The organism is Caldovatus aquaticus (assembly GCF_019458025.1).
Lineage (GTDB): Bacteria > Pseudomonadota > Alphaproteobacteria > Acetobacterales > Acetobacteraceae > Caldovatus > Caldovatus aquaticus.
This window is the reverse complement of record NZ_JAHZUY010000067.1, coordinates 1-19,511: the sequence shown is the minus strand read 5'-3', so window position 1 is coordinate 19,511 and position 19,511 is coordinate 1. Positions and strand designations below refer to the sequence as shown.

At 77.3% G+C, this 19,511-nt stretch carries 17 protein-coding genes; 12 read left to right on the top strand and 5 right to left on the bottom strand.

Annotated elements, in window-relative coordinates; translation table 11 throughout:
* Positions 1 to 123 precede the first annotated feature (123 nt).
* From K1J50_RS16420 to K1J50_RS16400, 5 genes are all read right to left on the bottom strand, one after another.
* Entirely contained in the window at positions 124 to 1,902 is a 1,779-nt protein-coding gene (locus K1J50_RS16420; RefSeq protein ID WP_220118848.1) for an ABC transporter ATP-binding protein, read from the bottom strand.
* A 13-nt stretch (positions 1,903 to 1,915) separates the two neighbouring features.
* A complete protein-coding gene (locus K1J50_RS16415; protein ID WP_220118850.1) occupies positions 1,916 to 3,130 on the bottom strand; it encodes a CCA tRNA nucleotidyltransferase in 1,215 nt (404 codons plus the stop codon).
* Positions 3,131 to 3,210: 80 nt separating this feature from the next.
* Entirely contained in the window at positions 3,211 to 3,555 is a 345-nt protein-coding gene (locus K1J50_RS16410; RefSeq protein ID WP_220118847.1) for a hypothetical protein, read from the bottom strand.
* Positions 3,556 to 3,607: 52 nt separating this feature from the next.
* Positions 3,608 to 4,204, bottom strand: a complete 597-nt coding sequence (locus K1J50_RS16405) for a CoA pyrophosphatase (RefSeq protein WP_220118846.1) — start codon at positions 4,202 to 4,204, stop codon at positions 3,608 to 3,610.
* Between the two features lie 59 nt (positions 4,205 to 4,263).
* Positions 4,264 to 4,896: a DUF1285 domain-containing protein gene (locus K1J50_RS16400; protein ID WP_369413630.1), complete on the bottom strand. Its 633-nt coding sequence runs from the start codon at positions 4,894 to 4,896 to the stop codon at positions 4,264 to 4,266.
* Positions 4,897 to 5,039: 143 nt separating this feature from the next.
* On the opposite strand from K1J50_RS16400, the gene K1J50_RS16395 reads away from it, so the two are divergent.
* The 12 genes from K1J50_RS16395 to K1J50_RS16345 all read left to right on the top strand — a co-directional run.
* Positions 5,040 to 6,062, top strand: coding sequence for an AAA family ATPase (locus K1J50_RS16395; protein ID WP_220118844.1), 1,023 nt, complete (start codon positions 5,040 to 5,042; stop codon positions 6,060 to 6,062).
* Between the two features lie 75 nt (positions 6,063 to 6,137).
* A complete protein-coding gene (locus K1J50_RS19245; RefSeq protein ID WP_255575372.1) occupies positions 6,138 to 6,269 on the top strand; it encodes a hypothetical protein in 132 nt (43 codons plus the stop codon).
* Between the two features lie 46 nt (positions 6,270 to 6,315).
* Positions 6,316 to 7,185 carry a DUF58 domain-containing protein gene (locus K1J50_RS16390; protein ID WP_369413629.1) on the top strand — a complete coding sequence of 290 codons (870 nt, stop codon included), beginning with the start codon at positions 6,316 to 6,318 and terminating at the stop codon, positions 7,183 to 7,185.
* A 232-nt stretch (positions 7,186 to 7,417) separates the two neighbouring features.
* A complete protein-coding gene (locus tag K1J50_RS16385) occupies positions 7,418 to 10,198 on the top strand; it encodes a DUF4159 domain-containing protein (RefSeq protein ID WP_220118843.1) in 2,781 nt (926 codons plus the stop codon).
* A gap of 5 nt (positions 10,199 to 10,203) precedes the next feature.
* A complete protein-coding gene (locus K1J50_RS16380) occupies positions 10,204 to 10,848 on the top strand; it encodes a LysE family transporter (RefSeq protein WP_220118842.1) in 645 nt (214 codons plus the stop codon).
* A gap of 1 nt (position 10,849) precedes the next feature.
* Positions 10,850 to 12,958: a hypothetical protein gene (locus K1J50_RS16375; protein ID WP_220118841.1), complete on the top strand. Its 2,109-nt coding sequence runs from the start codon at positions 10,850 to 10,852 to the stop codon at positions 12,956 to 12,958.
* 589 nt (positions 12,959 to 13,547) lie between these two features.
* Positions 13,548 to 15,140, top strand: a complete 1,593-nt coding sequence (locus K1J50_RS16370; protein WP_220118840.1) for a winged helix-turn-helix domain-containing tetratricopeptide repeat protein — start codon at positions 13,548 to 13,550, stop codon at positions 15,138 to 15,140.
* A gap of 182 nt (positions 15,141 to 15,322) precedes the next feature.
* Positions 15,323 to 16,051, top strand: a complete 729-nt coding sequence (locus K1J50_RS16365; protein ID WP_220118839.1) for an ankyrin repeat domain-containing protein — start codon at positions 15,323 to 15,325, stop codon at positions 16,049 to 16,051.
* A gap of 153 nt (positions 16,052 to 16,204) precedes the next feature.
* Complete coding sequence (gene corA / locus K1J50_RS16360; protein WP_220118838.1) at positions 16,205 to 17,197, top strand: magnesium/cobalt transporter CorA; 993 nt, start codon at positions 16,205 to 16,207, stop codon at positions 17,195 to 17,197.
* Positions 17,188 to 17,967 carry a hypothetical protein gene (locus tag K1J50_RS16355; RefSeq protein ID WP_220118837.1) on the top strand — a complete coding sequence of 260 codons (780 nt, stop codon included), beginning with the start codon at positions 17,188 to 17,190 and terminating at the stop codon, positions 17,965 to 17,967. Before corA ends, K1J50_RS16355 begins: the two co-directional genes overlap by 10 nt.
* 91 nt (positions 17,968 to 18,058) lie before the next feature.
* Positions 18,059 to 19,030 (top strand): acetamidase/formamidase family protein, encoded by a 972-nt coding sequence (locus K1J50_RS16350; RefSeq protein WP_220118836.1) that lies wholly within the window; start codon positions 18,059 to 18,061, stop codon positions 19,028 to 19,030.
* A gap of 179 nt (positions 19,031 to 19,209) precedes the next feature.
* A partial coding sequence (locus K1J50_RS16345) for a GcrA family cell cycle regulator (RefSeq protein ID WP_220118835.1) occupies positions 19,210 to 19,511 on the top strand: 302 nt, incomplete at its 3' end.

Genomic DNA, 19,511 nt, shown 5'->3' with positions numbered 1-19,511 from the left:
CAGAGGCTCGATGATCCGCCATTCCGCCTCACTCAGATCGAACCGCGACATGCCAAGCTCCCGTCCAGCAGGGAACTTGAATCAGATCCCAGCCCGTCGCGTCCAGCAGTTTGGGTTCAGGACCTAGGCCACCCGCTCCGCCTCCCCTCCGGCGAAGGCCTGCGTGCGCACCAGGCGCGCGTAGAGTCCGCCCGCCGCCATCAGCTCCGCGTGGCGGCCCTGCTCGACCGCGCGGCCGTTCTCCATCACCACGATGCGGTCCGCGTCGCGCACGGTGGAGAGCCGGTGCGCGATCACCAGCGTCGTCCGCCCCGCGCGCAGCCGGGCCAGCGCCTGCTGCACCAGCGCCTCGCTCTCGGCGTCGAGCGCGCTCGTCGCCTCGTCGAGCAGCAGGATGCGCGGGTTGCGCAGCAGCGCGCGGGCGAGCGCGATGCGCTGCCGCTGCCCGCCGGAGAGCCGCCCGCCGCCCGGGCCGAGCGGCGTCGCGTAGCCCTCGGGCAGCGCCATGATGAAGTCGTGCGCGGCGGCGGCGCGCGCCGCGGCCTCGATCTCGGCCTCCGTCGCGCCGGGGCGGCCGCAGGCGATGTTGGCGCGCGCCGTGTCGTCGAAGATAACCGCGTCCTGGCCGACATAGGCGATGGCGTCGCGCAGCGAGGCGAGCGTCACCGACCGCACGTCGGCGCCGTCCACCCGCACCGCGCCCTCGGTCGCGTCGTAGAGGCGCGGCACCAGCGCGAGCGCGGTGGACTTCCCCGCGCCGGAGGGGCCGACCAGGGCCACCGTCTGGCCCGGCTCGGCGACGAAGGAGAGGCCGGCGAGCGCGGCCTCCGGCACGCCCTCGTAGGTGAAGCCGACGCGGTCGAACTCGATCCGCCCGCGCCCCGCGGGCAGCGGCGCCGCGCCCGGCGCCTCGACGATGCGCGGGCGCTCGTCCACCGCGCCGAACACCCGCGCGAGGCCGGCGAGCCCCTCCTGCAGCGCGGCGTTGAGCGATCCCAGCGCCCGCACCGGCCGCGCGGCGATCAGCAGCGCCGCGACGAAGCCGGTGAACTGGCCGATCGTGCCGGCGCCCGAGGCCACGCGCCAGCCGACGAAGCCGAGCACCGCGGCGACCGCCACGCCGCCCAGCGCCTCCAGCACCGGGTCCACGCGCGCGCGCGTGCGGGCGATGGCGAAGAGCGACTCGCGCAGGCGGGCGAAGGCGCGCGCGGCGCGCGCCTCCTCCTGCGCCTCCAGCCGATAGGCGCGCACCACCCGCGCGGCGGCGAAGCTCTCGGTCAGCAGCGCGGCGGTCTCGCCGACCCGGTCCTGCATGCCGGAGGAGGCATGGCGGATGCGCCGGCCGAGCTTCAGGATCGGCACCGCCGCCACCGGGTAGAGCAGCGCCGCGAGCAGGGCGAGCTGCCAGTCGAGCCACAGCATGGAGCCGACCAGGCCGATCACCGTCAGCGCGTCGGCGACGCCGTTGATCGCCTTGGTCAGCGCCTCGCGGATCAGGCCGGCGTCGGTGGTGAAGCGCGCGGCGTGGCGCGCCGGGGCCTCGCGCGCCACGGCGGCGAGGTCGGCGCGCGTCAGGGCGCGGAACAGGTCGTTCTGCAGCCCCTCGATCACGCGCAGCACGATGGACTGCACCGTCACCGCCTGGCCGTACTGCGCCAGCGCCTTGGCCGAGGTGAGGGCGACGATCAGCGGCGGCAGCAGCCAGACCACCGCGGGGTCGTCGGCGCGGAAGCGGTCGAAGGCCTGCTGGATGACGATCGGGTAGAGCGCGGTGAGGCCGGCGAGCGCCGCGGTGCAGGCCAGGGCGAGCAGGATGCGCCGGCCGTGGCGCGCGACGTAGCCGCGCCACAGGCGGAGCAGGAGGGCGCGGGAGGAGGGGTGGGCGAAGGGGGTGGCGGCCATGCGCGGGGCGATATCAGACCGCCCCCGGCCCGGCCAGTTCGCGCAGCCAGGCGAGGCAGGTCGCGCGGTCGGCGGTGCATCCGCCGGCCAGCCAGCGGTCGCGGACGGCGCGGAGCAGCGCGCCGACGCGCGGCCCCTCGGGGATGCCGAGCGCGAGCACGTCGGCCCCGGTCAGCGGGAACGCCGGCGCCGGCATCGCCGCCGCGCGCGCGCGGTCGGCGGCGCGGTCGCGCCCGTCCCGCGCCTCCGCCAGCCACAGCACGTCCACCGCGTCCGGGCCGCGCAGCGCCAGCAGGCGCCTGAGGCCGTCGTCGTCGAGCCCGGGCTCCGGCGGCGCCTCGCCGCCGTCCACCAGCAGCCGCGCCAGCCGGTCGCGCTCCTCGCCCGACAGGCGCAGCCGTGCGGCGAGCTCGCCGATCCGGCGCGGCGCGCTCTCGCCGACCAGCACGGCGAGGCGCAGCACCGGGTCGGGCGGCAGGCCGCGCGCGATCAGCCGCCTGAGCGCCTCGAGGCGCGGCACGCGCCCGCCCTCCACCACCTCCGGCAGCACGGCGCCGAGCACGCCGGTCTCCGCCATCAGCGCGAGGGCGTCGCAGGGGTCCGGCGCCTCCAGCAGCCGCTTCAGCTCCATCCACACCCGCTCGGCCGAGAGCCGCGCGAGGCCCGGCACCGCGGCGCGGATCGCCGCCACCGCCGCCGGGTCCGGGGCGCCGCGGCCGTAGCGCGCGTGGAAGCGGAAGAAGCGCAACGCGCGCAGGTAGTCCTCGGCGAGCCGCGTCGCGGGGTCGCCGACGAAGCGCACCACGCCGCGCGCGAGGTCGTCGCGCCCGCCGAAATAGTCCCAGAGGTCGCCCTCGGCCGAGAGCGACATGGCGTTGATCGTGAAGTCCCGCCGCGCCGCGTCGGCGCGCCAGTCGGTGGTCCATTCCACGGTGGCGTGCCGGCCGTCGGTGGCGACGTCGCGGCGCAGGCTCGTCACCTCCACCGGCTGGCGGTCGAGCACCGCGGTCACGGTGCCGTGGGCGAGGCCGGTCTCGAACACCTTGAGCCCGGCGGCGCGCAGCCGTTCGGCGATGGTCTCGGGCGGCAGGGGGGCGGCGACGTCCACATCGTGCACCGGCAGACCGGCGAGCGCGTCGCGCACGCAGCCCCCGACCGCGCGCGCGCCGGGCAGGGCCGCGAGCACCGCGCGCGGCGTCGGCCAGGAGAGGAATTCCGGCGGCGGCACGAGGCGCGCCTGCGGCGGGTCGTCGGCGGGGGCGGCGGCTTCGCCGGGCGGCCCCGCCGCGTCCGCCGGTCCGGTCCCGTTCACGGCCGCGGGTCCGGCGCCGGGGCCGCGGGGTCCGAGCGGCGGGTGAGCGGCGCCTGCGCGGGGGCGGGCCGCCGCGGCGGCGCGGCGGCGCGCCCCGGCTCGGCGCGGCCGGGCTCGATGTCCTCGCGCTCGCCGCTCCAGCGCGGCGCGACGTAGGCCATGCCGCGGTCCGCACTGCGCGAGAGCCCGTACCAGACCGCCCCGCCGATCCCGACCAGCACGGCGAGCGCCGTCGCCACCAGCAGCACCGTCGAGGGCTCGGCGCCCGGCCAGTAGCGCCGCCACAGCCAGAAGGCCGCGAAGGGCACCAGGAACAGCAGGATCTCGATCAGGTATCCCACGACGGCCGTCCGCCCGCGTCCGGCCGCGCCTGCCGGCCGGGCGCCGAGGATGTCATGCCCGCAGCACGCGCGCGAGGTTGACGAGCATCGCCGCCGTCGCGCCCCAGATGGTGTGGTGCGGATGCGGCCAGACCCAGTACTCCCGCACCCGGCCGCGGAACTCCGAACGCCGCCGCTGGGGCGCCGCGGGGTCGAGCACGGTCGCCAGCGGGTACTCGAAGGCGAGCGCGACCTCCGCCGGGTCGGGGGTGAGGGCGAGCGGCGGCCGCACCAGGCCGACCACCGGCGTCACCCGGAAGCCGGTGCCGGTGAGATGGTCCGGCAGCCGGCCGACGATCTCCGGCAGGCGGGGGTCAAGCCCGACCTCCTCGGCCGCCTCGCGCAGCGCCGCGGCCTCCGGCGTCTCGCCGGGCTCGATCCGGCCGCCGGGGAAGGCGACCTGGCCGGAATGGGCGTTGAGGTGCGCCGCGCGCAGGGTCAGCAGCACCGTCGGCCGCTCGGGATGGACCACGATCGGGATCAGCACCGCGGCCGGGCGCAGCCGCCCCTCGGCCAGCAGCCCGGGGTCGAGCAGGTCGCTCTGCGTCGGCGCGGCGCGCGCCAGCGCCTCGGCGTCGCGCAGGCGCGCGATGATCTCCGACGGCGTCATGCCCGAACGGTCCCGGACCGGGCCCGCTTCCTCCGCGGCCGCTTCCACCTGCCGGGCTTCTACGGCGCGGCGCCGGCGGGGGCCAGGGGCGCCGCTGCCGGCTCGGGGGGCGGGACCTCGTCGATCGGGAAGAACACCCCCTCGCTCCACAGGCCGAGCACCTCGCGCCCGTCCGCCATGCGCTCGGGGCGGGCGCGGGCCACCATCTCGTAGAACACGGCGCGGGTGATGCGCGCCTCGAGCCCGGGGCGGACGGTGACGTAGGGGCGCGGCTCGCGGCTCACCGGATCCACCGCGACCCGGATCGGGTGGTCGGCGTCGGCGGTGACGATCTCGTCGAGATTGGTGCGGAAGCTGACGCAGCTGCGCCCCGCGCATTCGTGCCACCACATCTCGACGGCGACGAAGGGGGCGTCCTCGACCTCGATGCGGCCGCGCTCGGCGGGCGTCTCGAGCACGTAGCTGCCGTCCGCCTCGCGCCGCAGCACGGAGGCGAACAGGCAGACCAGCTCCTTCCGGTTGATGGGGCTCCCGCGGTAGTACCAGGTGCCGTCGCGGGCGATGCGGATGGCGAAGGTGCCGTGATCGTGCCTTGCCCGGGGCGGGCCCGCTGCCGGCCGGCCGGGCGGCCTGGCGGCTGGCGGAGGAGGCTCGGAGCGCCGCGCGGCCGGGGTCGTTGCGCCGTGATTCACCGCTTTCTCCGCGTGCCCGAGAGTCATAGGCTGCCCGCGCCCTTGCACGATGGTTTGCCGGCTCCGCCGGGAACCCGCCGCCTCCCCGGTTCCTTGGGGTGTCGTCCGGCGGCGACGGGGGCAATATAGGGAGCGTGCCCGGCATGGTTGAAGTGGCGGCGGAGCGGGAAGGCCCGGCGAATTCCGACCCGGCGCGCCTGGTCGCGGAGGTGGAGGCGCTCGGCGCCCGCCTCGCGCGGGTGCGCGAGGCGATCGGGCGCGTGATCTTCGGCCAGCAGGCGGTGATCGAGCAGAGCCTCGTCACCCTGCTCTCCGGCGGGCATGTGCTGCTGGTCGGCGTGCCCGGCCTCGGCAAGACCAAGCTGGTCGAGACGCTCGGCGTCGTGCTCGGGCTCGATGCGCGGCGCGTGCAGTTCACGCCCGATCTGATGCCGGCCGACATCCTCGGCTCCGAGGTGCTGGAGGAGGACGCCCACGGGCGCCGCTCCTTCCGCTTCCTGCGCGGCCCGGTGTTCTGCCAGCTGCTGATGGCCGACGAGATCAACCGCGCCTCGCCGCGCACGCAGTCGGCGCTCCTGCAGGCGATGCAGGAGCGCCGGGTGGCGGTGGGCGGCGAGATCCACGCCCTGCCCGCGCCCTTCCACGTGCTCGCGACGCAGAACCCGATCGAGCAGGAGGGCACCTACCCGCTGCCCGAGGCGCAGCTCGACCGTTTCCTGCTCGAGGTCGAGGTGCCCTATCCGGACGAGGCGGCGGAGCGGGCGATGCTGCTCGCCACCACCGGCGCGCGCGAGGCGCAGCCCGTGCAGGCCATGACCGGGGCGGAGCTGATCGCGGCGCAGGCGCTGATCCGGCGCATCCCGGTCGGCGAGCAGGTGCTGGAGGCGATCCTGCGCCTGGTGCGCGGGGCGCGGCCGGAGACCTCGGGGATCGAGGCGGTGCGCAGGCACCTCGCCTGGGGGCCGGGACCGCGCGCGGCGCAGGCGCTGATGCTGGCGACGCGCGCCCGCGCGGTGCTGGACGGCCGCCTCGCGCCGAGCGTGGACGACGTGGCCGCGCTCGCCGAGCCGGTGCTGCGCCACCGCATGGCGCTGACCTTCACCGCGCGCGCCGACGGCGTGCGCATCGCCGAGGTGATCGAGACGCTGAAGGGGCAGCTCGGGTGATGCGGCCCGGCCAGGGCGCGCGCCGTCCGGGGGCGCCCGCGGGGGGCGGCGCAGGGCGGAGGACGAGCGAAGGCCATGATGCACCACGGCGACTGGGACGGCTGGGCGGGCTGGATGATGGGCGGGATGGGGCTGCTCTGGCTGCTCCTGCTCGTTCTCGTGGTTCTCGGGATCGCGGCGCTGCTCAAGTATCTCTTCTCGAAGTAGCCGCGTCGCGGCGCGGGGCCCGGCCGCGGCCCGCGGGGGGCGGCCGGTGAGCGGCGCCGCCGCGACGCGCGCCGAGGCGCTCGGCGCCGCCCTGCCGCCGCTCGTCGTCGCCGCGGAACGGGTGGCGGCGACGGTCATGCAGGGCGTGCACGGCCGCCGGCGCGCCGGCACCGGCGACGCCTTCTGGCAGTTCCGCCCCTTCGTGCCGGGCGATCCCTCGAGCCGCGTGGACTGGCGGCAGAGCGCCAGGTCCGATCGCCTCTTCGTGCGCGAGACGGAATGGGAGGCGGCGCAGACCGTCGCCCTCTGGCGCGAGCCGGGCGAGACGATGCGCTGGCGCTCCCATCTCTCCGCCGCGACCAAGCGGGAGCGGGCGGAGCTGCTGCTGCTCGCCCTCGCCGCCCTGCTGCTGCGCGGCGGCGAGCGCGTCCGGCTGCTGCCGAGCCCCGACCGGCGCGCCTTCGCCGGGCGCGGGGCGCTGCCCGCGCTCGCCGAATCGCTCGCCCGGCACGATGCCGCCCCGGCGGACGCCGCCATCCCGCGCCACGCCCGCGTCGTGCTGTTCGGCGACTTCCTCGCGCCGCTCGAGGAAGTGAGCCGCACCGTCGCCGCCCTCGCCGCGCGGCCGGTGCGCGGCCATCTGGTGCAGGTCCTCGACCCCGCCGAGGAGACGCTGCCCTATGCGGGGCGGGTCCGCTTCGAGGGCCTCGCCGCGCCGCGGACGGGGGAGGAGCCGGTGCTGGTGCCGCGCGTCGAGGGGGTGCGCGCCCTCTACGCCGAGCGGCTGGCGCAGCACCGCGCCGGCCTCATGGCGATCGCGGCGGGGGTGGGGTGGGGCTTCGCCGTCCACCACACCGACCAGCCGCCGGAGGCGGCGCTGCTCGCCCTGTGGCTGGCGCTCGCGCCGCAAGGATGAACCCGGGCGGCGCCGGTGCCGTTTGCGCCGTGCGCGGGGCGGCCCGCGGAAGCCGGTGCGGGTGGCGCCGGGGCGCACCGCATGGCCGTGCGGGGCGTGCGCGGTGCCGTGCCGCACCCCACATGCCCGGAACCCCGGGTCTTCCGGTCCTTGCCGCGCCCCGGGGCGCGAAACCGTATGCAAAAGGCGCGAGGCCGTGCGGTATGCTTGAAACGATGCGCCGCTCCCCCCGATGCTCTCGCTAGGCCCCGTCGCCTTCGCGGCCCCCTGGCTGCTGCTCGCGCTGCCGGCCCTGCCGCTGCTGTGGTGGCTGCTGCGCGTCACCCCGCCGGCGCCGCGGCGCCAGGTCTTCCCGCCGATCCGCCTGCTGCGCGACCTGCCGGCCGTCGAGCAGACGCCCGCGCGCACGCCCTGGTGGCTGCTCGCGCTCCGCATCCTCGCCGCCGCGCTGGTGGTGCTCGGGCTCGCCCGGCCGGTGCTGGGGCCCGGGGCCGGGACGGGCGTGGCGGCCGGGGCGGCGCCGCTGCTCGTCGTGGTGGACGACGGCTGGGCCGCCGCGCCGGACTGGCCGGCGCGCATGGCCGCCGCCGCCGCCGCGGTGGAGCGCGCCGGACGGGAGGGCCGCCGCGCCGCGCTGCTCGCCACCGCGCCCGCCGAGACCGGCGCGCCGCCGGCGGTGAGCGCGCTGATGCCGGCCGAGGAGCTGCGCGCGCGTCTCGCCGCGCTGCGCCCGAAGCCCTGGGCGCCCGACCGCGCCGCCGCGCTCGCCGCCCTGCGGCGCTTCCGCGAGGCGCATCCGGGCGGCTTCGAGAGCCTGTTCGTCACCGACGGCGTCGAGCACGCGCCCGCGGGCGCGCCGGAGGGCTTCGCCCCGCTCGCCGCCGCGCTCGCCGAGGCCGGGCCGCTCACCGTGGCGCGGGCCGAGGGCCGGCCGGTGCGGCGCCTCGCCCCGCCGAGCGCGGAGGCCGACCGGCTCGGCGTGACGGTGCAGCAGATCCCGATCGCGGCGGATGCGGAGGCGGCGGTGCTGGCGCGCACCGGCGACGGGCGGGTGCTCGCCCGCGCCGCGGTGCCGATCGCGGCCGGCGCGGCGGAGGGGCGGGCGGCGCTCGAATTGCCGCTCGAGATCCGCAACCAGGTGGTGCGGCTCGAGCTCGACGAGCCGGCCGGCGCGGCCGGCGTGGTGCTGCTCGACGAACGCTTCCGCCGCCGCCCGGTGGGGCTGGTCGCGGGCGGCGAGGGCACGGCGGACGCCCCCCTGATCGGCGAGCTGTTCTACCTCGACCGGGCGCTCGCGCCCTTCACGGAGATCCGGCGCGGCGCGCTCGACCAGATCCTCGCCCGCCGCGTCGCGGTTCTGGTGCTGGCCGACCGCACCGTGCCGGAGGGGCCCGAGCGCGAGCGGCTCGAGCGCTTCGTCCGCGAGGGCGGCACGCTGGTCCGCTTCGCCGGGCCGCGCCTCGCCGAGCGGCCGGACCCGCTGCTGCCGGTGGCGCTGCGCGCGGGCGAGCGGCAGCTCGGCGGCGCGCTGTCCTGGGAGCAGCCGCAGCGTCTCGCCGCCTTCCCCGACCACTCGCCCTTCGCCGGCCTGCCGGTGCCCGAGGAGGTGACGGTCGAGCGCCAGGTGCTCGCCGAGCCCGCGCCGCGGCTCGCCGAGCGGAGCTGGGCGCGGCTCGCCGACGGCACGCCGCTGGTGACGGCCGATGCCCGCGGCGCGGGACGGATCGTGCTGTTCCACGTCACGGCCAACGCCGAGTGGTCGAACCTGCCGCTCTCCGGCCTGTTCGTCGAGATGCTGCGGCGGATCGTCGCGCTCTCGGCCGGCGTGGCGGGGGTGGAAGGCGAGCAGCCGCTCGCCCCGCTCGAGACGCTCGACGGCTTCGGGCGGCTCGGCCCCGCCCCGCCCGCGGCGGCGGCGCTGCCGGCCAACCGCATCGAGGCGATCGCGGCCTCGCCGCGCCACCCACCGGGCTGGTACGGGACGCCGGCGCAGGAGGGCGAGGCGACCTACCGCCGCGCGCTGAACCTGACCGCGGGGCTGCCGCCGCTGCGCGCCGCGCCGCCGCCGGCGGGCGCGGCACTCCTTCCCATCGGCGGCCTCCCGGCCGAGCGCGACCTCGGCCCGTGGCTGCTCGCCGCCGCCTTCCTGCTACTCGCGCTCGACATGCTGGTCTCGCTGGGGCTGCGCGGGCTGCTGTCCGCCCCGCGCCGCGCCGCCGCCCGGGCGGGCGCGGCCGTGCTGCTGCTCGCGCTGCTCGCGCCCGCCGCGCCGGTCCAGGCACAGCGCGTCCCCGGCGGTCCGGAGCCCGAGGGCGCCGCGGCGCTCGCCACGCGCCTCGCCTATGTCGCGACCGGCGACGCGGCGGTGGACGAGATCGTGCGCAGCGGCCTGGTCGGCCTCTCCGACTACGTCAACCGCCGCACCGCGGCGGCGCTCGCCGAGCCGGTCGCGGTGGTGCCGGGGCGCGACGACCTCGCCTTCTACCCGCTGCTCTACTGGGCCGTGACGCCCGACGCGCCGCAGCCGGACGCGCGCGCCGTCGAGGCGCTCAACGCCTTCATGCGCCACGGCGGCATCATCCTGTTCGACACGCGGAGCGAGGGCTCCGGCGAGGGCTTCGCGCCCGGCGCGCGGGCGGCGCTGCGGCGCGTCACGCGCGATCTCGCCATCCCGCCGCTCGCGCCGGTGCCGGAGGACCACGTGCTCCGGCGCGCCTTCTACCTGCTCTCGGAGCTGCCGGGGCGCTTCGCCGGCGGCACGGTGTGGGTGGCGCGCGAGGTGGACCGCGCCAACGACAGCGTCTCGCCGGTGATCGTCGGCGGGCACGACTGGGCCGGCGCCTGGGCGATCGACTCGCGGGGGAACAACCCCTACGCGGCGATCCCCGGCGGGGCGCGGCAGCGCACGCTGGCCTACCGGTTCGGCGTGAACCTCGTGATGTACGCGCTGACCGGCAACTACAAGGGCGACCAGGTGCACGTGCCGGCGATCCTCGAGCGGCTGGGGAATTGAAGGCGGTGGACGCGCAGCTCGCCCTGCTCCTTCCGGTCTGGCTGGTCGCGCTGGCGACGCCGGGGCCCGATACGCTCGCCGTCTCCCATGCGGCGGTGACGGGCGGGCGCCGGGCGGGATCGGCCTGCGCCGCGGGCGTGGCGACCGGAATCGCGGCCTGGGCGGCGGCGCTGTCCGGGCTCGCGCTCCTTCTCGCCCAGGCGGGGTGGCTGCATCGGCTCCTCGCGCTCGCCGGCGCGGCCTATCTTGTCCTCGCCGGCGCGCGGATGCTGCGCGCGGCGTGGCAGGGCGGGGACGCGCCGGCGGCCGCCGGGCTCGCGATCCGCGCGGACGCCGCGCGGGTCGGCTCCGCAGTGGCGCGCGCGTACCGCCGGGGCCTGCTCACCAACCTCGCCAACCCGAAGGCGGCGGCGCTGTTCGGCAGCCTGTTCGCGGTGGCGCTGCCGCGGCATGCGGGCGTCGCCGAGGGCGCGGCGCTCGTCCTCGTCTTCGCGGGCACGACCTTCGCCTGGTATGCGCTGCTCGCCGGGCTGCTCGCGGGGCCGCGCGCGGCGGCGGCGTACCGGCGGGCCGCGCGCGGCGTGAACGCGGCCGCAGGCGCCGCCTTCCTCGGCTTCGGCGCGCGCCTCGCCTGGGCGGAGGCCCGCTGACATGCGCCAGGCCATCGCCGGGCTCGACTTCGCCCCCGTCCTGCCGCTCTGGCTGCTCGTCGCGCTCGGCGCGCTCGGGCTGCTGGCCCTCGCCCCCGGGCTGTGGCGGCGCGCGCGCGGCGCGGCCTGGCGCGTCGCCGCCTTCGCCCTGCTGCTGCTCGCGCTGGCCAATCCGCGCCTCGTCGAGGAGACGCGCGAGACGCGGCCCGACATCGCGCTCCTGGTCGTGGACCGGAGCGAATCCGCCCGGCTCGGCCCGCGCGCCGCGCAGATCGAGGCGGCCCGCGCCGCGCTCGAGGCCCGCGCCGCGCGCCTGCCGGAGCTCGAGGTCCGCACCGTCGCCGTGCCGGAGGGCGGCACCCAGGGCACGCGCCTGTTCGCCGCGCTCGAGCGCGCGCTCGCCGACATCCCCCGCGCGCGCCTCGCCGGCGTGATCGCGCTGACCGACGGGCAGGTGCACGACGTGCCGGCGCGGCCGGCGCTCGATGCGCCCTTCCACGTCCTGCTCCCCGGCCGCCCCGGCGAGACCGACCGGCGCGTGCGCGTGATCGAGGCGCCGGGCTACGGCATCGTCGGCCGCAGCGTCGAGCTGCGCGTCGTCGTCGAGGATCTCGGCGTGGCGAATCCCGCCGGGGCGGTGCGCCTCGCCATCCGCCGCGACGGCCAGGCGCCGCGCCAGCAGAGCGTGCCGATCGGCCGCGAGCACCGCATCGCCATCCCGATCGAGCGCGGCGGTCCGACCGTGGTCGAGCTGGCCGCCGAGCCGCGGCCGGGCGAGGTCTCGGAGCTCAACAACCGCCAGGTCGTGACCATCCACGGCGTGCGCGACCGGCTGCGCGTGCTGCTCGTCTCCGGCGAGCCGCACCCGGGGGAGCGCACCTGGCGCCGCATCCTCAAGGCCGACCCGAACGTGGACCTCGTCCACTTCACCATCCTGCGCCCGCCGGAGAAGGACGACCTGACGCCGCTCAACGAGCTGGCGCTGATCGCCTTCCCGGTGCGCGAGCTGTTCCAGGTGAAGCTGCGCGAGTTCGACCTGATCGTCTTCGACCGCTTCGCCAACCGCGGCATCCTGCCGCCGGTCTATCTGCGCAACATCGCCGACTACGTGCGCGGCGGCGGCGCGCTGCTGGTCGCGGTCGGGCCCGAGTTCACCGGCCCGGTCAGCCTCGCCGCCACGCCGCTCGGCCAGGTGCTGCCGGCGCGGCCCGCCGGGGGCGCCGCGGCGGTGGTCGAGGCCCCCTTCCGCCCGCGGGTCAGCGAGGCCGGGCAGCGGCACCCGGTCACCGAGGGTCTGCCCGGCGCGGCGCCGCCGCGCGAGGGGGGCGCGCCGCCCGCCGGGGCCGGGCCGGGCTGGGGCCGCTGGTACCGCTACCTGCGCGCCGAGCCGCGCGCCGGCCTGCCGGTGATGGAGACGCCGGAGGGCGATCCGCTGCTGATCCTCGACCGGGTCGGCGAGGGGCGCGTCGCGTTGATGCTCTCCGACCACATCTGGCTCTGGGCGCGCGGCCATGACGGCGGGGGGCCGCACCAGGAGCTGCTGCGCCGCATCGCCCACTGGCTGATGAAGGAGCCGGAGCTGGAGGAGGAGGACCTCACCGCCCGCGTCGAAGGCGGCCGCCTGCAGGTCCAGCGGCGCAGCGTCGAGCCCGGTCCGCCGCCCGAATTCACCGTCACCGCCCCGGACGGGACGATCACGCGGCATCCGGGCGGGGCGGCGGCCGGCGGGCGCTGGGTGCTCGATCTGCCGGCGGCGCGGCCCGGGGTGTGGCAGGTGACGGACGGCCGGCGCACCGCCTTCGCCGCCGCGGCCGCGGCCAATCCGCTGGAGATCGCCGACCTGCGCGCCGCCGACGCCCGGCTGCGCCCGCTCGCCGAGGCGAGCGGAGGCGGGGTGCGCTGGCTCGGCACCGGCGCGGAGCCGGCGCTGCCGGAGCTGCGCCGCGTCGGGATCGGGCGGGATGCGAGCGGCAGCGGCTGGATCGGGCTGCGGCGCAACCACGACCACACGGTGACGGGCATCGCCGCGCTGCCGCTGCTGCCGCCCTGGGCGGCGCTGCCGCTGGTGCTCGGGGCGCTGGTCCTGGCCTGGCGGCGCGAGGGGCGGTGAGGCGGCGCCCCGCGGCTTCCTTCGCGCCGGTCTGCCGGTCAGGCGCCCCCGCGCCAGCCATCGCCTGGGAAACGTCGCGGCCGCGGGGTCCGCCCCGGCGATCCGCGCTCGATCCCCCCGGGGGCGCCGCCGGCCGGAACCCGGGCGCGCGCCGCCGCGGCGCGGCCCGAGGCGGACATGCCGTTGCGGCGTGCCCTCGCGTCCTCCGGCGCCGCGGCGGGGAGGGTGGCAACCGGCGCCGCCTTCTCCCTCGCTGCCGACCGCGCGCCGACACGGACGGGGCGGCGATGAAAGGGGAGCGGGGGCCGGGGCCAGGGGCCACCAGGCAAAGGGGCGTGTCGCGCGCGTGGCCTTCGGCCCTCCCGGGACGCCGCCGCGGCGGCGAAGAACAGGCGTCCCGGCGGTATCCGGCGCGATGCCGCGAGTGGGCCGTCGCCGCTTCCGTCGCGCCGCGTGGCGGGCGGGTCGGAAAAACGGGTGGGGCCGGGGTGAAAAAATCGCGAGCGGCGGCCGGGGACCGCACGAAACCCTGGGAAGCCGCCCGGCAGATCGTGTCGCATCACCGGCATCCGGAAGGGATCGTGACCGGATGTGTCCTTCGCGTCCGCAGCAGGCGGACCGCTCGGCGGCCGGGATCTACCGCTTCGGCGGCTTCACCCTCGACGCCGCGCGTGGCGCCTTGCGGGGCCCGCAGGGAGAGGAGGTCGCGCTTCGGCCGAAGTCCGCCGAGGTGCTGCGGCACCTGGCCGAGCACGCCGGGCGGCTCGTGCCGCGCGAGGCGCTGCTGCAGGCGGTCTGGCCCGGCGTCTTCGTCACCGACGACAGCGTCACCCAGTGCATCGCCGAGATCCGCCGCGCCCTTGGCGAGGCGGGCGCGCCGCTGCTGCGCACCCTGCCGAAGCGCGGCTACCTGCTGGCCGTCGAGGCGCCGGGGGCGGGCGATCCCGTGGCGTCCCTCGCGACCGGGGAGGGCACGGTGCCGCCGCCGGACGACCGCGCCTCGGTAGTCGTGCTCCCCTTCGCCAATCTCGGCGGCGACCCGGAACAGGAGTACTTCGCCGACGGCGTGGTGGAGGACATCACCACCGCGCTGTCGCGCATCCGCTGGCTGTGCGTGATCGCCCGCAACTCCGCCTTCACCTACAAGGGCCGGATGGCGGACGTCCGCGCGGTGGGCCGCGCGCTCGGTGTCCGGTACGTGCTCGAGGGCAGCGTCAGGAAGGCCGGCGGGCGCGTGCGGATCACCGCCCAGCTCGTCGAGGCGGAGACCAGGCGGCACGTCTGGGCCGACCGCTTCGACGGCGATCTCGCCGACCTCTTCGGCCTGCAGGACCGGGTGACGGAGAGCGTGGCTTCCGCCGTCGAGCCGAGCGTGCAGCTCGCGGAGGTGGAGCGCGCGCGGCGCAAGCCGACCACGAGCCTCGACGCCTACGACCTCTACCTCCGGGCGCTGCCGCACGTCCATGCGACGACGCGCGAAGGCTCCGAGGCGGCGCTCGCGCTGCTCCGGCGCGCGGCGGCCCTCGATCCGGAGTTCGCGCTGGCCAAGGCGCTGACGGCCTTCACGCAGGCGAACCGCTACGAGCAGGGCTGGATCGGGCCGGGCGACCGGGAGGAGGGTGTCCGTCTCGCCAGGGAGGCCGTCGCCTGCGGTCACGACGATCCGATGGCGCTCGCGCTGGCGGGCCGGACCTTCGGCTTCCTGGCGCAGGACCACGCGAGGACCCTCGCGGCGGCCGAGCGGGCGCTGGAGATCAACCCCAACTCGGCCTTCGTCCTCGGCTTCGCCGGCTGGGCATCGAACTACCTGGCCAGACCGAGGGAGGCGATGACGCACTTCCGGCGCGCAATTCGCCTGAGCCCGCTGGACCCCGAACGGGCGTACTGCCTCTCGGGGCTCGCTTATGCCCATCTCATGGTGGGAGGATACGAAGACGCGTTGGCCGCCGGCCTGCAAGCCGTCCGCGAAAAGCCGGGCCGCGCCACGCAGCACCGCGCCGTCATCGCCGCCCTCCATTGCCTGGGCCGGCAGGACGCGCTTGCCGCCGCCGCCGCCGCCTACCGGGAGGCCGTGCCCGAGGGCGCCCGCGTCTTCGCCGACCGGGTGCGGGCGCTGTTTTCCGACCAGGCCTTTGTCGCCCTCATGATCGGCGCCCTGCGTGCGGCAGGCCTCCCCGAGTGAGGGCCACGCCTGCGAAGACCCGCGCGGTGCCGGACCGTGCCGCGGGAATCCCTGCTGTCCGCCATCGCTCGCCGCCGCCCGCCACCGGGACGGGGACACCGCCCACCCTCCCGCGGCCGGAGCGGCCCCGGCCGCGGCGCGGGGCGCTGGCCGGCCGGCGCTGCCGGGGCTAGCTTCGCCCCATGCAGCGCACACCGCTCCGCCTCCTGCCCCTCGCCGCCGGCGCCGGCCTGCTGGCGGTCGTCTCCGTCACCACCGGCGGGTCCGCCCTGGCGCAATCGCCGGGCCAGCCGCTCCGGCCCAACGCGCCGGCGGAGGGGGACCGGCGGCCGCCGCCGCCCGCCCTGCCCGGCCTCGCGGGGCGGCGGGCGCCCGAGCCCATCCCGGCCGACCCGGCGCGGGCGCAGGCCCTTTCGCCCAACGAGGCGCTGTTCGACGCGATCGCGCGCGGCGACCTCGCGGCGGCGCGCGACGCCGTGGCGCGCGGGGCGGACCTCAACGCGCGCAACGTGCTCGGCCTCACGCCGCTCGATGCCGCGGTGGACCAGCGGCGCGACGAGATCGCCTTCTTCCTGCTCTCGGCGCGCGGCGGCAGCGCGCGCGGCCCCGCCGGCCCGCCGCCGCCGGAGGCCGGAGCGCCGTCGCCGCAGGACCGCCGGGGCGCCGCCGATGCGCGCCGCGGCGGCGCGCCCCGTGCGCAGCCGGTGCTCGCATCGCAGCGGACGCCCGGCCGGGCGCCGCCCGTGATCGCCGAGGGCCAGGCGCGCGAGCCGGCGCAGCCGCGGCTCTTCGCGGGCGATGGCGGGACGCCGGTGCCCGAGATCGGCTTCCTCGGCTTCGACGCCGGCCGGCCGCCGGGGTCCGTGGCCGCGCCGCCGGCCGCCGGCGCGCGCCGCGGCGGGCGGAGCTGATCCCGCGCGCCTGAGCGGGACGGCCGCGCCGCGCCGGCGGGGCCCGGGCGGGCGGCTTGCGCGCGGGCGGAACGCGTGGCATGCGGCGCGGACCCGGGCCGGAAGCCGTCCCGCCAGCGCCCGGCCGCCCCGGCAAGGGAGCCCGTCCGCTCCATGATGACGACCTGGACCGTGCAGAACGGGCAGCTCCTGCTGCATGAGCGGCCGGGAGAGGCGGCGCTCGCCGTCGCGCAGCGGCCGGTCTGGATCGACCTCGTCAGCCCGACGCCGGAGGAAGTGCGCGCCGTCCAGCAGGAGCTCGGCGTCGAGATCCCGACGCGCGAGGAGATGCAGGAGATCGAGAGCTCCTCGCGCCTCTACAGGGAAGGCGACGCGCTGTTCCTCACCGCGCCCTTCCTGCACGGGGTGGAGACCGGCGAGTACGGCTCGACCGCCATCACCTTCGTCCTGACCGGCGAGACGCTGGTCACGGTGCGCTACGCCACGCCCAAGGCCTTCTCGGTGTTCGCCGTGCGGGCGCAGCGCAATCCGGGCCTGCTCGCCTCGCCGGATGCGGTGATGCTGCACCTGTTCGAGCAGGTGGTGGACCGCCTCGCCGACATCCTCGAGCGCATCGGCGCCGAGATGGACCGCGCGAGCCAGCTCGCCTTCCGCACCGCGCGGGAGCGGACCAAGGCGGCGACGGTCAAGGACGTGGACCTCAAGGACGCGCTGCTCACGCTCGGCCAGGTCGGGGAGGTGACGACGCGCGCCTCCGAGACGCTGCTCGGCCTCTCGCGCATCCTCACCTTCGTCGGCGCCGAGAAGGCGGCGGCGGTGCGCAAGGAGAACCAGGGGCTGATCAAGACCCTGGTGCGCGACGTGCGTTCCCTCGCCGATCACGCGAATTTCCTCAACAACAAGGCGCAGTTCCTGCTCGACGCGGTGCTCGGCATCGTCAACGTCGAGCAGAACGCGATCATCAAGACCTTCACCGTGGTCTCGGTCGCGCTGATGCCGCCGACCCTGATCGCCAGCATCTACGGGATGAATTTCCAGGTGATGCCGGAGCTGCAGTGGGAGCTGGGCTACCCGCTGGCGCTGGTGCTGATGGTGGTCTCGGCGGTGCTGCCGATCTACTACTTCCGGCGCAAGGGGTGGCTCTGAGCGGCGGGCGGCACGGTGCTGCGGCCCGCGCCGCGCGGGCGGCGCTCGCGACGGTGCTGCTGGGCGCGGCCGCGCCGGCGGGCGCGCAGCCGGCGGACGAGGCGGCGCCTGCCGCCGCGGCGGCGGCCGCGGCGCCGGGACGGCCCGTCCCCGCCTGTCCGCCGCGCGCCCCGCGCGTGCGCGTCGCCGTCGAGGACCCGGAGCCCACGCTGCTCGGCGATGCCGGCGTGGACGCGCTGCACGGCCGCACCCGCACGCCGCGCACGGCGCAGGTCCATCACCTCGCGGTCACCACCTCGCGCGTGGACTGGCGCAGCGAGATCACGGCGCACTACGCCCGCGCCCCCGGCGGCGGTCCGGTCTGCGCGGTGCCCGCGGTCGTGGCCCTGCACCTCGTGCATGCCGAGCACGTCATCCGCCTCGCGCGCGAGATCCCGGAGGGCGGCTGCCTCTGGCGCGAGGTCCTGGCGCACGAGTGGCGCCACGTCGCGGTGAACCGGAGGGCGCTGCGCGCGGCGGCGCAGCGGCTGCGGACCGCGGCCGAGGCCTGGGCGGCGCGCGCCTCGGCGCGGGCGCCGGAGGTGGAGGGCGCGGTCGCCGCGCTGCAGGAGCAGCTGCGCCGGGCGATCGAGCCCGCGCTCGCGGCGATGCGCGCGGAGCGCGAGCGCGGCCACCGCGCGATAGATACCCGGGCGGAGTACGGCCGCCTCGCGCGCGTCTGCCCCGAGGACCAGGCGGTGCTGGACGAGCGCATCGGATCGCGGCCGTGAGCCTGCCGCCGCGACCCGCGTCGGCGCGCCGCGCGCCGTCGCTTCCTTTCCCGGTGCCTTTCGAGTCACCCTCTCGCCGAGGAGGCCTCCCATGCCCGAGACCCACTTCATCCCGGCCACGCCCGAGACCGTCCGCTGGGGCGCCTTCGACGCCGCCTTCCCGCCCGTGGCCACGGTCGCGTCCGGCGACCTCGTCGTGCTCGAATGCGTCTCCGGCGGGCCGGAGGTGATGCCGCCGCGCGAGGCGGGGCTCGCGGTCCATCCCGCCCTGCCGCGCATCCACGCCGCCTGTCCGCGGCTCGGCGCGCACATCATCACCGGCCCGGTCGCGGTCGAGGGCGCCGAGCCGGGCGATGCGCTGCGCGTGGACATCGAGAAGATCGAACTCGGCGCCGACTGGGGCTATTGCGGCTTCCGTCCGCTCGCCGGCACGCTGCCGGAGGACTTCCCCTTCCGTCGCGTGCTGCACATCCCGGTGGACCGGGAGCGGCGCGCCTGCCGGCTGCCCTTCGGTCCGCGGGAGGGCGGGATGGAGCTGCACCTCGCGCCCTTCTTCGGCGTCATGGGCGTCGCCCCGCCGCCCGAGTGGGGGCAGATCAACACCCGGGAGCCGCGCGCGCACGGCGGCAACCTCGACAACAAGGAGCTCACCGAGGGCGCGACGCTGTGGCTGCCGGTGTGGGCCGAGGGCGCGCTGTTCTCGGCCGGCGACGGCCACGGCGTGCAGGGCGACGGCGAGGTCTGCATCAACGCGCTCGAGATGTGCCTGACCGGGCATTTCCGGCTCACCCTCGAGAAGGGCGGCGGGCCGCGCGACCCGGTGCTGCGCTTCCCGCGCGCGGAGACGCCGACCCACTACGTCAGCATGGGGATGAACGAGGACCTCGACCTTGCCATGAAGCAGGCGTTGCGCGAGATGATCGCCTTCATCGTCGCGCGCACCAACCTCTCGCCCGCCGACGCCTACCAGTTCTGCTCGCTCGCGGTGGACTTCCGGGTGACGCAGACCGTGAACGGCGAGAAGGGCGTGCACGGCCTGCTGCGCAAGGGGCTGCTGTTCTGAGCGGGACGGCGGCCTCCGGCCGGCCGCCGCCCGCTGCGGAACGCCGCGCCGCGCGCCCGGCGGGGAGAGGGACGCAGGTTTTCCACAACTTTTCGCGGTCGGTCCGTCATCCAGAACTTGTGTGAAGAGCCCGCGTTCCCCTACCGTATCTAGTGGTTGGGGGCTCAGGGAGACCTGCCATGGAATGGTCGGTCGAGGCGATCGAGACGCTGCGCGCGCTGTGGGCGGAGGGGCTGTCCACGGCCGAGATCGGTCGCCGGATGGGGGTGTCGAAGAACGCGGTCGTCGGCAAGGCGCACCGGCTGAACCTGCCGCCGCGGCCGAGCCCGATCCGCCGCGATCCCGCGGCGCCGCGGATGGCCGCGCCGCGCGCCGCCGCGGTGCGGGCGGCGGCGATGCGCGCGCCGGCGCCGTTCGCCGCGCCGCGGCGGCCGCTGCCCGGCCTGGCCGTCGGGCCGGCGGAGCGAGTGGCGGCGGCCTC

Coding starts and splice junctions, on each gene's coding strand:
- K1J50_RS16365 (WP_220118839.1), top strand. CDS start 15,323: ATGCAGCGCACACCGCTCCGCCTCCTGCCCCTCGCCGCCGGCGCCGGC.
- corA (WP_220118838.1), top strand. CDS start 16,205: ATGATGACGACCTGGACCGTGCAGAACGGGCAGCTCCTGCTGCATGAG.
- K1J50_RS16375 (WP_220118841.1), top strand. CDS start 10,850: ATGCGCCAGGCCATCGCCGGGCTCGACTTCGCCCCCGTCCTGCCGCTC.
- K1J50_RS16405 (WP_220118846.1), bottom strand. CDS start 4,204: ATGACGCCGTCGGAGATCATCGCGCGCCTGCGCGACGCCGAGGCGCTG.
- K1J50_RS16370 (WP_220118840.1), top strand. CDS start 13,548: ATGTGTCCTTCGCGTCCGCAGCAGGCGGACCGCTCGGCGGCCGGGATC.
- K1J50_RS16350 (WP_220118836.1), top strand. CDS start 18,059: ATGCCCGAGACCCACTTCATCCCGGCCACGCCCGAGACCGTCCGCTGG.
- K1J50_RS16395 (WP_220118844.1), top strand. CDS start 5,040: ATGGTTGAAGTGGCGGCGGAGCGGGAAGGCCCGGCGAATTCCGACCCG.
- K1J50_RS16420 (WP_220118848.1), bottom strand. CDS start 1,902: ATGGCCGCCACCCCCTTCGCCCACCCCTCCTCCCGCGCCCTCCTGCTC.
- K1J50_RS16385 (WP_220118843.1), top strand. CDS start 7,418: ATGCTCTCGCTAGGCCCCGTCGCCTTCGCGGCCCCCTGGCTGCTGCTC.
- K1J50_RS19245 (WP_255575372.1), top strand. CDS start 6,138: ATGATGCACCACGGCGACTGGGACGGCTGGGCGGGCTGGATGATGGGC.